Source organism: Chitinimonas viridis, from assembly GCF_030409555.1.
GTDB classification, from domain to species: Bacteria; Pseudomonadota; Gammaproteobacteria; order Burkholderiales; family Chitinimonadaceae; genus Chitinimonas; species Chitinimonas viridis.
On record NZ_JAUFPU010000004.1, the window covers coordinates 499,242 to 513,472 of the forward strand.

A 14,231-nucleotide genomic window follows, 5' to 3' on the forward strand; every position below is an offset into this window, starting at 1 on the left:
ATGACAGCACACCACTTTGTCTCGTGCGACCCGCGCACTGGCGAGATTTTTGGCGAGCGCCCGCATTGGTCCATGGGCCAGTTGCAGGACGCACTTGCGCTCGCCACGGCAGCCAGCCAGCGCTGGATGCATACCGACGCCACACAGCGCAGTGAGCGATTGCTGGCCTTGGCTGAGGCATTGGAACGCGCCCGGCCCTCGCTGGCGTGCAGTATCAGCCGGGAGATGGGCAAAGGTCTGCTGGAGGCCGAGGATGAAGTCCTGCGCGCTGCCAAGTGGTGCCGCTTTATGGCACAACAGGCAGCAGTGTGGCTGGCAAACGAGCACAACGACACCGGCCAGATACTGCGCAGACCACTGGGTGTGGTACTGGCAGTGACACCCTGGAACTACCCGGTGTGGCAGATGCTGCGCCCGTTGGCCGCTGCCCTGGCTGCTGGCAATGCTGTGCTGATCAAGCCGGCCTGCAATGTCGCACAGACCAGCGCGCTGGTTGAGACACTATGCCGTGACGTGCTACCGGTCGGCCTGATGCAATGTCTGTGGGTGGATGAACTGGGTACCCATGCGGCACTGGCCAGCCCAGCCGTGGCCATGCTGGTGTGTACCGGAAGCGAAAACACCGGGCGGCAGCTTGGCGCCCTGGCGGGCCACCATCTCAAGCCCGCCGTGCTGGAGCTGGGCGGCAACAATGCCTTTATCGTGCTGGATGATGCCGATATAGACGCCGCAGCCTGCGCCGCAGCCGAAAGCCGCTGTGTGAATGCCGGGCAAGCCTGCACGGCAGCCAAGCGCTTCATCGTCCAGCAAGCCGTGGCTGCAGCCTTTACGTCCGCCCTGGTCGAGGCCATGGCGTCGTATCGCTGCGGCGCCGCACTGGCCCCCTTGGCGCGTGCTGACTTACGCCACAAGCTGGGCCTGCAGGTCGATGCCAGCCTGGCAAACGGCGCTTGCTGCCTGTTAGGCGGGCAGGCAGCGAGTGGGCGTGGTTATTATTATCCTGCCACCGTGCTTGCCGATACCAGGCCCGGCATGCCGGCGTTTGACGAGGAGCTGTTTGGCCCGGTTGCCGCGATCAGCGTAGTGGAATCGGCTGCCGTAGCGGTGCAGCTGGCCAATGCCGCACGACAGCAACTGGCGGCCAGCATCTGGAGTGCCGATGCGCCTCGCGCACAATATCTGGCAGGCCAGCTTAAGGCTGGCATGGTTTGCTTCAACCGCCGTCCCAGCAGCCGGTTTGAGCTACCATTTAGCGGCAGCGAGGCATCGGGCTACGGCAGTACGCTGGGTCGCGATGGTCTGCTGACATTTACCCGTCCTGTAGGCTGGATGTGAGCCTGCTATGGACTTGCAGCATGCAGGGGAGAGACGAGGCAGGCGCCAGTGACACGCTGGCGCCGGACGTCTGTGCAACCTGAAACAGCAAACACGCCCCAGATTTATTCGCCCCCAACTCTCGCCGCCACGATGGAAATCCATCTTGCACGGTGCGTGGGGGCGCCTCGCTGACATGACCATTCTATTGAGATATCGCCATGAACCATCCCTTGCTGGTCGAGCTGGCAAGCCTGCTGCCACCGGCCAACCTGATACTGAATGCGGACCGGTTGGCGCCTCGCCTGCTTGATGCGCGCAAGCGCCTGCGCGGGCAGACATTGGGCATGGCCTTGCCCAGCAGTGTCGAAGAAGCCGCCATGATCATCACCCGATGCCGGGCGCACGGGGTATCCATCGTTCCACAAGGTGGGAATACCAGCTTGGTCGGTGGCGCCACACCCATGAGCGAAACCAGTCTGCTGTTGGGGTGCGATCGTCTGAAACGGATACGCCAGATAGACCCATGCGGTTACACCCTGACGGCAGAGGCCGGCTGTGTGCTGGACGATATCCGCGATGCAGCCCAGACCGAAGCGCGGCTCTTCCCGCTCTGGCTGGGCTCGTCGGGTAGCGCCTGCCTGGGCGGGCTGATCGGCACCAATGCCGGCGGCTTGCAGGTACAGCGCTATGGCAATACCCGCGAGTTGGTACTCGGCATAGAGGCCGTGTTGCCGGACGGACAGATTTTCCGTGGTCTGCATCCATTGCGTAAGCGGAATGCCGGTTACGATCTGAAACAGCTGTTTATCGGCGCCGAAGGCACACTGGGCTTTGTGACGGCGGCAACGCTCAGGCTATTTCCGCAAGAGCGTGGCCAGGCGGTCGCCATGGTGGCGCTGGACCATGCCGAGCAGGTTCTGGCCCTGTTCGATCAGACCAAAGCGGCCGTTGGTGAGGTGCTGACGGCCTTTGAGATGATGGACAGCGAGGCCATGATACTGATGGCCAGGCATTTCCCAACCCTGCAACAGCCGTTTGCCGCCCCACCACCCTACTCCGTGCTGATTGCGCTGAGTGGCAGCGAGAGCGATGGCGTACTGGCCGAGCGCCTGATGGAGCTGCTGCTTGCCAGCGGAGGCGAGAATGCCGTATTGGCCCAAGACGGCAGCCAGGCCAAGGCGCTCTGGGCGCTGCGTGAGCATATACCGGCGGCGCAGACCCGCCAGGGGCCGTCGATCAAGCACGATCTAGCATTGCCCATCAGCGCGATACCCGCCTTTATTGCCGAGGCCGCCAGCCTGCTGAAGCAGTGGCTGCCACAGGTGCGCCCGGTGGTGTTTGGCCATGTGGGCGATGGCAACCTGCACTACAACCTGGGCCTGCTGCCAGAGGCAGAGACAGGCCAGATCGAGGCGGAAGCCAATGGCCTGCTATTTGACCTAGTGGCGCACTATGGTGGTGATATCAGCGCCGAACACGGCATAGGCCGGCTGCGTATTGCTGCCGCCGATGCGCACCACGACCCGGTGGAACGGGCACTGATGCGCCAGGTCAAGGCCATGCTGGACCCGACTGGTCTGTTCAATCCCGGCGTATTGTTCTAGCGCCTGGCGGCAGGCCCTGCCTCACCTATCAGGATTGCAGGAACTGCCACCAGCACAGCACGATGGCTGCCCATGCAGGCATAACCAGCAGCATGGCCTGCCCACGGCGCACTTGCCCTGCGCCAGCAGCTTGCAACCAGAACAAGCGCATGCTCCACAGCAAGCCCAGACCCAGCAATGCCAGTTGTGCCACGCCCTTCCATGGCAGCATCAGCCCCATGCCACGCAGCAGTGACAAGCTGGTGGCTGATAGCCCCAGGATTAAGCCCGTGCCTGCCAGCGGCGTGAGGCAATAGGCCAGTTGCAGGCGTCTGCTGCGCCACTCTGGTTGCAGCGCCCGGGCTGACACACCCAGCCAGAACCAGAGCCAGCTCCCCAGCAGGCTGCCGACCAGTGCGATATAGCCAACTATCATGGCGCCATCCAGCCAGCAAAAACTGTCGTTTAGGCTGGGGTAATGCGTCAGCAGCCACCAGGGCACATCGTCATCCAGCAGGAACAGGCCGGCTTCATGCTCAATCAGCCAGCCCGCCACGGCCTGTTTGGCCGTGACAAAGGTGCTGCTGGCGCTCCACTGAAAGGCACCGATGGCTACCCCTATCATGCCGTACAGCAGCAGTAGCACCTCCCAGGGCTGCGCCTGATCGGGTCGCAAGCGGGATATCTCGCGGTTAAATGGCCGACAGGCCAGTTGTACGGCATCACGCTGGCCGGCGCAGCGGCCGCATTGGTGGCACAGGCTAGCCCCCTCCATGCGGCGTATGTCGATCAAGGGGGCGCAATTGATGGGAATGGTCTTGCGTGTAGTGCTGGACTCCCAGGCCTGCCTATCTACCGCGTAATGCAAGGGCGCCAATCGCGCCAGCAGGCCGAACACGCCGCTGACAGGGCACAGATAACGACACCATACCCGCTTGTTGCGGCCATAGAGATAACCGACCAGCATGGCGGCAAGGGTGGACCCGCCCAAAATCAGCAGCGCAGGCTGCGGGTATTGATACACGCTGATCAACTGGCCATAGACGGTAGTGGCGACAAAGCCGACCAGCGGCCAGCCCGGCCATTTCAGCCAGGCGGGAATACGCCGGCCTCGACCATGGCCACTGGCCCATTCAGTCAGCATGCCCTCGGGGCAGAACAAGCCACACCAGCTGCGACCCAGCAGCAGGACGGAGACAATAACCCCAGGCCACCAGACACCCCAGAAAACGAACTGGGCGATCCCTGCCATGCTGCTGAACAACTGCGACTCGGCCGCTGGTAGTGGCAGCATGGCCGGCACGATCAGCAGCACCGCGTAGACAAGCACGATGCCCCACTGGCCCGCCTGTATGAAACGGCGATGGGCGCGCAACCAGAGACCCAGGCGAGACAGGGTGGCATCAGCGGGCATGCCTGCCTCGCCCCAGCCAGGCCCATACCAGACCCCAATAACCCAGCAGGGCCAGCAACGGACTCAATGCCGGGTGCGCCCGGTAGCCGGTGAAACTGGCCAGCAGATTGCCGGCACGGCTGGCGTCATCCAGTAGCCAACTGCTGTCCCAGAGCTCGTCCACCAAGGTAGGTAGCCAGCCCAGCATGGTCATTTTCTCGGCAGCCGCCAGCAAGAGCGCGCCGCCCAGCAGTAGCAACAAGGTTTCGCTCAAGCGGAAGAAATGCCGCCAATGCAGCCAGCGGCCGCCCTGTTGCAGCAGCCAGTAGGTCAGCATGGCCAACATCACAGCCAGCAAGGCGGTCAGGCCTAGCTGGCCGGCGCTTTGTTGTCCCAGCCCCAGGCCGTACAGGAACACCACCGTCTCGGTACCCTCCCGGGCGATGGCCAATGCCGCCAGCAAGGCAATGCCTGGGCCGGCACGCTGTGCCACATCCTGTTGCAAAGCATGCTTCATCTGCCCGCCCTGCTGCCGCATCCACCCCACCATATGCACGATCAAGCCGCTGGCCAGCAGCATCATGGCCAATTGCATCTGCTCTATGGCGCCTTCTGGCAGGGCGCTGAACAAACCCAGCAATGCTGCCGCAAAGGCCAGCGCCATGAGCGTGCCGGCAGCAACGCCGGCCCAAAGCCAGCGCAATTTGTGCGTGGAATCCACCCCCTGGCGCAGCCAGGCGTGCAGTATGCCGATGACCAGCAGGGCTTCGGCGGATTCACGCCAGAGTATGAACAGGGCTTGCGTCATGGAGCATCAGTGGGCGGTGAGGACAAGGCGTCCGGTGTCAGGGTGAAATTCATCGATGAACTGATACTCGCCGGGCCTGAGCGGGTTGAGCACTACAAAGGAGCTTGCACCCGGCGCCAGCACCTTCTCCACCCGCAGTCGCAGATTCTCGAACTCGATCGGGCTTTGCCCGCCATTGCGCAGTACCAGCTTGATGCGCTGGCCTGCCGGCACTGTGAGCACCGCCGGGCTAAGCCGGCCATGTTCAGCTGTAATGGTGTGGGTGATCAGCTCACCTGCGATACTGGTGCTGGCGGTCAATAGCAGTACCAGCGCCGTGGCGAGATGGGTTGCTGCCTTGCCTGTCATAGCGCTCAATAGCCCCCCTTCTTGCCTATGCCTGCATACACAAATGGGTACTTCAGTGTGATGGGGGCAAACCAGGCAGCCACACCGGTTTCCTTATCCACATGGCGCCCAAAATGGGCGTGGCCGCTGCCGCCGGGTGGCAATATGCGCAGGGTGAGCATGTATTTACCCGGCCCCGCCAATTTGACATTGTCGCCATAATGCGGCCCGTCGCTAGCCACCATGGGGTGCATGTTGCCTTGGGCTACCGGCTTGCCGTCCGCCTTGCTCAGTTGGTACTGCACCTGCAGCCCAGGCACCCAGCTCCCCTCAGGAAAGCCATTGGCGTTATTGGCCAAGGCGCGTATATCGGCCTCCAGGTGAATATCAGACGCCGCTGCCGCCCGCATCATGCCGGCAGGCTCCATCTGCACAGGCTGCAGGTACACAGCGGCCACTTCGAGACCGCTATGCATCTGCGGTTTGCCTATAGGGTATTCCAGCGCCATGGCGCTGCCTTGCGCCAGTAGCAGGGAGAGTGCGAGCAAGGAGGTGGTGCGTAAGGACATTGGTTTCCCTTTAATGTTATTAATAATCGTTATCAACATTGTGCGTGGACAAAACGGTGCCGGCCTTGTCCTGCATCAAGGAAACAGCAGGCGGCGCCAGGGTGGGCCGCCTGCCAGGCAGACGATTCAGCCTACCTGGCCCGCCTGCATGGGGGCCTCGCTGGGCGCATCCAGCCCCATGGCCTCGGCCGCCTGCTCCCGCAGCGTACGCGCTGCGCCGCTCACCGCCAGCCACACCACCTGCCGCTCTTCCTCCTGGCAGTCGGTATGCAAACGCTTCTTCGCCCCCATCTGATTGAGTACCAGATGGGTATCAGGCGTGACGCCGACATTGCTCAGGCAGGCACTGACACAGGCGAGCGCACAACCATCGAGCGCCAGGACAGGGCGACCGCTGCGCGCCAGCTTGACCAGCACCGGCACCCCTCCCCCTACTCCGCTGATGCAGGACATCTCAGCCTCACCTTGCCTATCCAGCGCGATGGCCAGATCATTGGCAAGCTGGGCCACGCTGGAACAACCCGAACAGGCATATACCAAGGGGCGGGTACGTGGATTCATGGCAGACTCCTTCAATCAGAGAGGTAACGGTGGCGCAGCCAGGCAGGTCGCTCAGTCGCATCCAGCCAGTTCTTGACCATCAGGCCCAGCTCGGTATCGCCGCTGATCTTCAGGCGGCGCTGAAAGAACAAGGTGTCGGCATCCATCTCGCCCTGCAGCAGGCTGAAGAAATCGGCCGCGCTTGCGCTGAGTTCCAGATCCGCCTGGGCATCCCAACTCGGCCTGAAACTGCCATGACGGCAGCAGAACAGGCAGCGCAGGCCCAGATCTGTCACATCGATGGCGAAACGCTTGCCTTCCAGTTCGGCGGGGGGAAGCAGCCAGTTGAGATGGCGTGCCACCAGCAGGCCTGCAGTAAAGTGCAGTGACAAAAATGCGGGGGGTAAGCGCCGGCCTAGCGAGACCAACAGGGCCGGTGGTTTGGGTAGCTTGAGCATCAGGCCTCCTGCCCCAGCCAATCGATGCCGGCCTTGCCATGCCAGTAACCGTTGCAACGGCGCATGCCGGCGGGTAGCGGTATGGGCAGTGCTGCCCTGCCTTGCCGCCACTGATGCAGGGCAGCGACAGCATCCAGGGTGCCCCTGGATTGTGGGCTGACACGCAACACCTCGACCCCCATACCGTGCAGCTCACCAGCTTGCTCCAGCAGATCCAGACACTGTGCCGACTGGGTCTGGATACCGTTGATTGCCAGGAAGTCACCCGCTTCCTGGGTGCGTAGTGCCAGGCCATCGGGATAGTCGATGCAGCGAAAGCCACATTCGTCCTTGCGCAGATGAAAATGCCGGGCAGTAAAACAACGTGCAGAAAAAGCCAGCGGCATCCTGCCCCAGACCATGACCTCGGCCTGCAACCCTGCAGGGCGTTCTGTAAGCAGGGTTCGCAGATCGGCCTGGCTCAGTTCCAGCGGGGCGACGAAGCGCTTGGCGCCTTGCCCAGCCAGCCAAGCCAGGGTGGCACCATGGTAAGCATTGAGGTGCGGGCCAGCCACGAAAGGGCGGCCGGCAAGGCTGCGTATGGCGCCGACCTCGCCGACCTCGATCATGAATTCCGCCTGGTTGACCAGGCGCTTGATCTGAGCGACCTCGGTGCTGGTTTCCACCAGGGTGGGAGAGGAGAGGATGACAGCCTTGCCGGCAGCCCGCAGTTCGCCTGCCAGCGCCAACCAGTCGGCTGCGCGCAATTCGTGCCGCCGGCTGCAGACAGTTTCACCGAGGTAGACAATATCTACCGGGCTACGCCCAACCTGTTCATAGAAGTCGAGCGTGGTCTGCCTGGGCCAGTAATAGAGCAAGGGGCCCAACGAAATCTGGCTGGATATCATTTCCATGGTCGGTCGAATGCCCCTTGGGTAGTTTGCGATCCTTCTGCATGCCGCGACAGGCTGGCCTGCCAGTCTGGCCTGACCACATAGCGGGCGGGTGCCAGGTTGGCGGCATTGATGGCGGCCCGCAGCGTGGCGATGACCTGGGCCACATAAGCCGGACTGCGTTGGCGCCCCTCTACCTTGATGGCCTTGACCCCCATGGCTGCCAGGCGCGGCAGCAGGCCGAGCGCATTGAGACTGGTGGGCTCTTCCAGCGCATGGTCAAACCGGCCTTCAACCTCAAAACGGCCCTTGCACAGGGTCGGATAGGCAGCCGGTTCGCCAGGGGCGTAGCGATCAATCAGGATGCCATTCAGGCGGGCATCGAGCTGGCCGCCGATTTCGCTCCAGCGCACGGCATGGGCCGGCGAGCAAACGCCCTTGTTGTTGGGTGAATCGCCGGTGGCAAAACTCGACAGCAAGCAACGGCCCTCGGCCATCACGCATAGGCTGCCAAAGCCGAATACCTCGATTTCCACCTGGGTCTGGCGTGTCACCCGCTCGATTTCCTGCAGCGTGAGTACCCTAGGCAGTACCACCCGCTGGATATTGAACTGCTCGCGCATCAGCTCAATCGCATCTGCGTGGGTAGCCGAACCCTGTACCGACAGATGCAAGCGCATGCGCGGGTAACGCTCGTGGGCATACACCATCAGCCCTGGGTCGGCCAATATCACGGCATCGGCACCCAGATCGTGCGCTGCGTCCACGGCGTTGCGCCATTCCTGCGTCCGGCCAGGCTGGGGGAAAGTATTGATGGCAAACAGCACCTTGCGCCCTAGCGCATGGGCATGCTCGACACCCGTGCAGATATCTGTTTCGCTGAAGTTCAGGCCGGCAAAATTGCGGGCATTGGTGGCATTCTTGAGGCCGAGGTAGACCGCGTCTGCACCAGCCTCCAGTGCTGCTTTCAGCGCAGCCAGGCTACCGGCCGGCGCCACCAGTTCCATGGGGGGAGGTAGATTGTTCATGCGGCCAAGTCTAGGCAGCGCAGGCAAGCTGCGCCTTAACGCATATCAAGTCTTTGCCAGTTGCACATAGCGGGACAATACATAGAGCAGTAGCCCCCCAAGGCTGGCCTGTGATGCGGCAAACAACAGGCCGGCTGGCAGGGCAAGCCTGGCTGGGGCGATGGGCAGCATCAGCAGGCATAGCCAGGCAAACAGAACCAGCATCACCTGTATCCACTGCAAGGCAGGTGGCAGCAGCGTCTGCATGGCGGGTACCCGCACATGGGCAGGCAGTTGCCGACGCAGATGCAGCCACACAAGAAAGGGAATGATCTTGCCCAGCATGGCATTGATGGGTAGCACAGCCCCGCCCACCAGTATCAATACCCCTAGCCACCATGCTATCGGCCAATCCGCTGGCAACACCCCCTCCAGCAAGCCCAAAACGGCGGCCAGCCACCAGGATAAAGCGGCGACACACCATAGTGGCCAGGCAACATCGTGCTTGCGCTTGGCTTCAAGGGCCGCATAAAGCAGCAGGCAGGCCAGTAGGCATAAGGCCAGCCAGCACAGCGGGCGCCAGGGAGACGGCAGGCCTGCCAGCTCCAGCAAGCCCAGCGCCAGCGGTAGCCAGATCAGCCCAGGTAGCAAGCGGGACAGGCGCGCGTCCAGCTTGGGGGCTTGCCAGAACATGGGCAGCACGGTAGCAGCGACACCTGCCAGCAAAACCGCCAGCCAACCGCCCGCTCCCCAAGCCACATGCAGGTCCAGCACTGACCGCAGGGGCAGGCCCCAGCCATAGGCCAGCACCCCAGCCAGTGCCGCACCCAGCAGCACGGTTACCAGCAAGGCCCAGGCTATCCAGCGCAACACGCGTGTGCTGGCATTGGTAGGGATGACTTGCCAGCCAGCCACAACAAGTGCGATTACCACACTGCCCACACCGATGGTTGCAATAGTGCCACCAAGGATAAAACCCGTTGGATTGCTACCCAGAAACCCCCAGACCAAGCCGCCCGCCGTGCCCACGCAGCAAGGTGCTACCCAGGGTGCCAGCCAGCGGGTGGCTGGCACCGGCACGCCGGCCAGCACAGGGAAAAGCTGGAACAAGGCCCCCAGCATCACCGGCAATAGCATACCCAGGGCCAGCACATGCACCAGGCTCAAGCTAAGTGGCGCAAAACGGTGCGGCAAACCCTCGGCCGGCCCCAGCGCCAACAGCAGCCCCGCCACCATGCCAAGCCAGGGTGCCGGCAGCAAGCAGCCAAAAATCACGCCGGGTGATGGCGCCAGATGGAAGGCAAGGTTCCTGGGGGCATTCATGTCGTACAACTGGCGTGGGTATGCGCCAGCAGCGCGCCCAGATCCCCTATATGTGCGCGACACATGGGGTAGAGCACCCCTTCTTCCTTGGCATTGTGCTGCTGGATAAAGATGAACAAGGTGTCGAGTTCAGCCTGCAGGGCCGCATAGTCCTCTGCCAGCAGCAGGCTGCGGCAGTTCTCCAGTAGATCCCGCATGGCGTAGTGCTCGTCGCGCATGACCTCGGTGGGCCCATGCAGCAGGCCGGTGGCTGATTCAAAGGCCGGAAACAGTATGGTTTCCTCCAGCTCGAAATGCGCCAGCATGGCCTGCTCGGCCTCGTGAAAATAGCGCTGCCCGGTACATAGGTCGCGCTGCTGCACGGCAGCCTCCAGCCTGGCAAGCAGGTCGTCGCATTCGTGATGTTGATAGATCAGGCGGGTAATGGCATCAGACATGGCGGCAGCACCGATAGGAGAGTGTTGCCCATGCTAGGCGGCCACGGCACCTGCCGCCTTGACCTTGGGCAAGCAAGTGGGCATCGGGGCGGGCCAGCTTGATCTCCATCAAGGGTCTGCGTACTCCCCACGAGCGTGCCGGACGAGAGGGCCATAATGCAGTTCTCAACAGGCGCCAAGAGCCAGTTCAACGTCTTTGCACCGCACAACCCAAGCACCACTAAAACATGACTGACCCAGTAGAACGCCACTCCCTGCTTGAGGACGCACAAGCCCTGCTGATAGGCACCCTGTTGGTGGCCTTGTCGGTATTGCTGCTGCGCCAATCCGGCCTGTTGACGGGCGGTACGGCGGGGCTGGCATTCCTGGGCTACTACTTGAGCGGCCAGCCCTTCGGCCTGGTGTTCTTTGCGCTCAATCTGCCTTTTTACCTGTTTGCCTGGCGAGCCCTGGGCTGGGTATTTACCCTCAAGACCTTTGCCGCAGTCAGCCTGCTTTCGTTCTACAGCGAATGGCTGCCCAGCCTGATACATCTCGATCACTTGAACACCGCCTTTTCGGCGGTGCTGGCTGGTTTGTTGGCAGGTACGGGACTATTGATGCTGATACGGCACCGGGCCAGCCTTGGGGGACTGGGGGTGCTGGCACTTTACCTGCAGGAGCGACATGGCTGGCGTGCCGGCAAGCTACAGATGGCTGCCGACTGCCTGATATTGCTGGGCGCCCTGCTGGCATTGCCGGCGGCCGGGGTATTGCTGTCGATTCTGGGCGCCATGGCCATGAATATGGTGATTGCGATTAATCACCGTCCTGGGCGCTACATCGGCATGTAGGTGCTAGCTAAAGGTCTGCCGGCCGGGCACGCAAGGGGACAGAAATCGAGATTATTGCCAACGCCCCTCAAGGCGCCGCCATGTCGCTGATTCCATGCTCCACCGCATATACCGCCACCTGCACCCGGCTGGTCAGGTTGAGCTTCTTCAGTATGTTCTGCACATGGATCTTGACCGTACTTTCGGCCACATCAAGGTGGCGGGCGATCTGCTTGTTGCTTTCGCCACGCGCCAGGCACTGGACTATCTCACGCTCCCGGGTTGTCAGCTTATCCCGCTCGGCCGGCTGACTGCTTGCCACCGGCGCAGACTGTGCCCGAAATTGCGCCACCAGCTTGGCGGTCATGCTGTCGGCGATGACCGGCTCGCCACGATGGGCCTTGCGTATGGCTGTCGTCAGTGCTTCTGCCTCGATATTCTTGATCAGATACCCTCGCGCACCATCGCGCAAAGCCTGACCCAACTCATCGGCCTCTTCCGACACGGTCAGAATGATGATGGCTGCCGTCGGCACATCCTGCAACAGCAACTGCAGTGTCTCCAGCCCGGACAGCCCCGGCATGTTCAGGTCAAGCAAGATCACATCGGGGTGGAATTCCTTGGCACGCTTGATGCCTTCTATGCCGTCCGCGGCTTCGGCAACCACGTCCAGATCGGCTTCGCGCTGCAAGAGCTGGCGTACGCCGGAACGAAACAAGCTGTGGTCATCTACCAGTAAAATACGAATGGTCATGGTCTATCCAAGTGTATGAAATCAGGCTGCCTGGCGGGCAGTCTGCGGCAGAACCAGTTTGATGCTGACCCCTGCCCCAGGGCGAGCATCCAATACCAAGGAGGCATTCAGCCGCTTGGCGCGCTCTTGCATGATATGCAGACCCACATGGCGCTCGCCACGTTCCGCCACCTCGGCGGGCTCGTAGCCGCGCCCATTGTCGCGTATCACCATCTCGAAATCCCGCCGATTGTTGATTTCGACCGTCGCTTGGCTGGCCTGCGCGTGCTTGCGTATATTCGACAGCGCCTCCTGCAGGATGAACAGTACCTGCAACTGCTGTTCTGGCGGCAAGGGGGCGCCCTCCAACTCGTCCACCTGCAACAGCACCGCCATGCCGGTCTGCCTGCGGAAGCGGGCAATGGTGTCTTCCACGGCCGCCAGCAAGGCCCCCTGGCCCAGCTTGCTGCGAAAGTTCAGCAGCAGCTCGCGCACATCCTGATAGCTCTCATCAACGCCCGTCCTTAACAAAGGCACAATTTCACGTACTTCCTTGAGGTCTTCCCGGCCTAGCGCCGAGTCCAGCATCTGCAACTGCAGATTCAGGAAGTTCAGGCCCTGCGCAATACTGTCGTGCAGGCCCTGGGCGACCAGATTGCGCTCCTCCGCCACCGCCAGCTGGCGGGCCTTGGCGCTGAGACGGCGATTATCCAGCGCCACCCCCAGATGCTGCCCCAAGGTCTCCAGCAACTGCGCCTCGGCAGCCGGCACCTCATGGGTGCTGCGAAAATGCAGCGAGAAGGAGCCCAGCACCTCGTCACGGGTCACCACCCTGAACACGGCCAGACCCTGAAAACCCTCCTTGGCGCAATGAAAGGCCTCCGGCTGGGGCAGCTTGCGGAAGTCGCGTATCACGACCACTCCCTGCTTGGTGGCTTCGCCACAAAAGCAGGCATCCACCTTCATGCAGTGCTCGGTTTCTTCTAGCGACTCAGACAGGCCTTCGGAGACCACCAGATGCAGCTTCTCACCCAGGGGGTCGATCACGCGGATGCTGCCGCCATCGGCATTGAACTGCTGCATTACCCGCTGCAGAAAGCCATGGCACAGCGTGTCGATGTCTGTAGGCTGGTTCAGGAAGGCGGCCATATCATAGAGCGCGCCAAGTTCGCGATTCTGGTTGGCCAACTGCGCCGTCTTTTGCTGCACCCGGTCTTCCAGTTCGCGGTACAGGCCTTCTAGCTCATCTGCCATGCGGTTGAAGCCATAGGCCAGCACGCCAAACTCGTCTCGGCTTTCCACCGGCAGCCTTACCCCAAACTCCCGCGCCGTCATGCGGCGCAGGCCCTCTTGCAGATGCAGCACCGGCGAGATGATCCAAAGGTAGAGCAGATAAATCAGTGTCAGCGTGCCCACGCAGGCAATACCCAGCAAGACGGCCTGCGACATGCGCAGCAGTGTGGTCTTGCCGGCATTGTCGGTTTCTATCATCTGCACTAGGTGGTCGGCCTCTTGCACGAATACGGGCAAGGCGCGCAAATAGGCCGTGTGGTCGCGACCTTGCAGTGTGGACTCGGCAGCAGGCTGCAACTGAGTCATCCAGGTACGCTCCACCAGTTGCATTTGCGCGCGGATTGCCGCGTCATTCGGCAGAAATAGCGGACGGGACGGCACCCCCCGCTGCAGGCGGGAGAGCGTATCGCGCTGGGCCTGCAATTCGGCATGCCATTGTGCCGGCCTGGCTGCGCTGGCCTGCAACAGCTCGATACCTACCCGGTTGGCACGCATGCGCAAACTGCCGGCATCATTGATCGCAGCCCCCGCCCCCTCAAGCTGCCAGGAAAGCCACAAGGTCCAGCCTATCATGCTCAGTACCACCAGCAGCGCCAACAGGGCACTGGCCACGATACGCGTCGACAACCTGTCCCGCAGAGCGGGCTGATCTACCGAGTCGGCTATCTGTGCATCCGGTCTGTTCATCAACTTGATCCCGTTCAAGGCACGCTGAGCTGCCCTGCGCTATTCTGTTTCCCAGTCTGCCCCGGGCAGACT

The 14,231-nt window shown here is 62.2% G+C and carries 15 protein-coding genes; 3 read left to right on the top strand and 12 right to left on the bottom strand.

Annotated features, from left to right (window positions below; genetic code table 11):
• Together QWZ03_RS06455 and QWZ03_RS06460 are read left to right on the top strand one after the other, a co-directional pair.
• Nucleotides 1-1,335 (top strand): aldehyde dehydrogenase family protein, encoded by a 1,335-nt coding sequence (locus tag QWZ03_RS06455; protein ID WP_290331963.1) that lies wholly within the window; start codon nt 1-3, stop codon nt 1,333-1,335.
• A 200-nt stretch (nt 1,336-1,535) separates the two neighbouring features.
• Nucleotides 1,536-2,921: an FAD-binding oxidoreductase gene (locus QWZ03_RS06460; RefSeq protein ID WP_290331964.1), complete on the top strand. Its 1,386-nt coding sequence runs from the start codon at nt 1,536-1,538 to the stop codon at nt 2,919-2,921.
• Between the two features lie 28 nt (nt 2,922-2,949).
• On the opposite strand, the gene QWZ03_RS06465 is transcribed toward QWZ03_RS06460, so the two are convergent.
• The 10 genes from QWZ03_RS06465 to QWZ03_RS06510 form a co-directional block, all read right to left on the bottom strand.
• A complete protein-coding gene (locus QWZ03_RS06465; RefSeq protein ID WP_290331965.1) occupies nt 2,950-4,314 on the bottom strand; it encodes a 4Fe-4S binding protein in 1,365 nt (454 codons plus the stop codon).
• Nucleotides 4,304-5,101 carry an FTR1 family iron permease gene (locus QWZ03_RS06470; RefSeq protein WP_290331966.1) on the bottom strand — a complete coding sequence of 266 codons (798 nt, stop codon included), beginning with the start codon at nt 5,099-5,101 and terminating at the stop codon, nt 4,304-4,306. Before QWZ03_RS06470 ends, QWZ03_RS06465 begins: the two co-directional genes overlap by 11 nt.
• Before the next feature lie 6 nt (nt 5,102-5,107).
• A complete protein-coding gene (locus tag QWZ03_RS06475; RefSeq protein ID WP_290332057.1) occupies nt 5,108-5,449 on the bottom strand; it encodes a cupredoxin domain-containing protein in 342 nt (113 codons plus the stop codon).
• Nucleotides 5,450-5,454: 5 nt separating this feature from the next.
• Nucleotides 5,455-5,997: an iron transporter gene (locus QWZ03_RS06480; RefSeq protein WP_290331967.1), complete on the bottom strand. Its 543-nt coding sequence runs from the start codon at nt 5,995-5,997 to the stop codon at nt 5,455-5,457.
• A gap of 126 nt (nt 5,998-6,123) precedes the next feature.
• The gene (locus QWZ03_RS06485) at nt 6,124-6,558 is read right to left on the bottom strand and encodes a putative zinc-binding protein (protein ID WP_290331968.1); all 435 of its coding nucleotides are present in this window, start codon (nt 6,556-6,558) and stop codon (nt 6,124-6,126) included.
• A gap of 11 nt (nt 6,559-6,569) precedes the next feature.
• Nucleotides 6,570-6,995 carry a ubiquinone anaerobic biosynthesis accessory factor UbiT gene (gene ubiT, locus QWZ03_RS06490; protein ID WP_290331969.1) on the bottom strand — a complete coding sequence of 142 codons (426 nt, stop codon included), beginning with the start codon at nt 6,993-6,995 and terminating at the stop codon, nt 6,570-6,572.
• Nucleotides 6,995-7,888, bottom strand: coding sequence for a U32 family peptidase (locus QWZ03_RS06495; protein WP_308447076.1), 894 nt, complete (start codon nt 7,886-7,888; stop codon nt 6,995-6,997). Before QWZ03_RS06495 ends, ubiT begins: the two co-directional genes overlap by 1 nt.
• Nucleotides 7,879-8,895 carry a ubiquinone anaerobic biosynthesis protein UbiU gene (ubiU, locus tag QWZ03_RS06500; RefSeq protein ID WP_284198005.1) on the bottom strand — a complete coding sequence of 339 codons (1,017 nt, stop codon included), beginning with the start codon at nt 8,893-8,895 and terminating at the stop codon, nt 7,879-7,881. The genes QWZ03_RS06495 and ubiU overlap by 10 nt, the downstream gene beginning before the upstream one ends.
• Before the next feature lie 45 nt (nt 8,896-8,940).
• Entirely contained in the window at nt 8,941-10,197 is a 1,257-nt protein-coding gene (locus tag QWZ03_RS06505) for a hypothetical protein (RefSeq protein ID WP_290331970.1), read from the bottom strand.
• Complete coding sequence (locus QWZ03_RS06510) at nt 10,194-10,634, bottom strand: hemerythrin domain-containing protein (protein ID WP_290331971.1); 441 nt, start codon at nt 10,632-10,634, stop codon at nt 10,194-10,196. The genes QWZ03_RS06505 and QWZ03_RS06510 overlap by 4 nt, the downstream gene beginning before the upstream one ends.
• Before the next feature lie 227 nt (nt 10,635-10,861).
• On the opposite strand from QWZ03_RS06510, the gene QWZ03_RS06515 reads away from it, so the two are divergent.
• The gene (locus QWZ03_RS06515) at nt 10,862-11,467 is read left to right on the top strand and encodes a YitT family protein (RefSeq protein WP_290331972.1); all 606 of its coding nucleotides are present in this window, start codon (nt 10,862-10,864) and stop codon (nt 11,465-11,467) included.
• A 67-nt stretch (nt 11,468-11,534) separates the two neighbouring features.
• On the opposite strand, the gene QWZ03_RS06520 is transcribed toward QWZ03_RS06515, so the two are convergent.
• Nucleotides 11,535-12,200, bottom strand: coding sequence for a response regulator (locus tag QWZ03_RS06520; protein ID WP_290331973.1), 666 nt, complete (start codon nt 12,198-12,200; stop codon nt 11,535-11,537).
• A gap of 21 nt (nt 12,201-12,221) precedes the next feature.
• Entirely contained in the window at nt 12,222-14,159 is a 1,938-nt protein-coding gene (locus tag QWZ03_RS06525) for a type IV pili methyl-accepting chemotaxis transducer N-terminal domain-containing protein (protein ID WP_290331974.1), read from the bottom strand.
• Nucleotides 14,160-14,231: the final 72 nt, after the last annotated feature.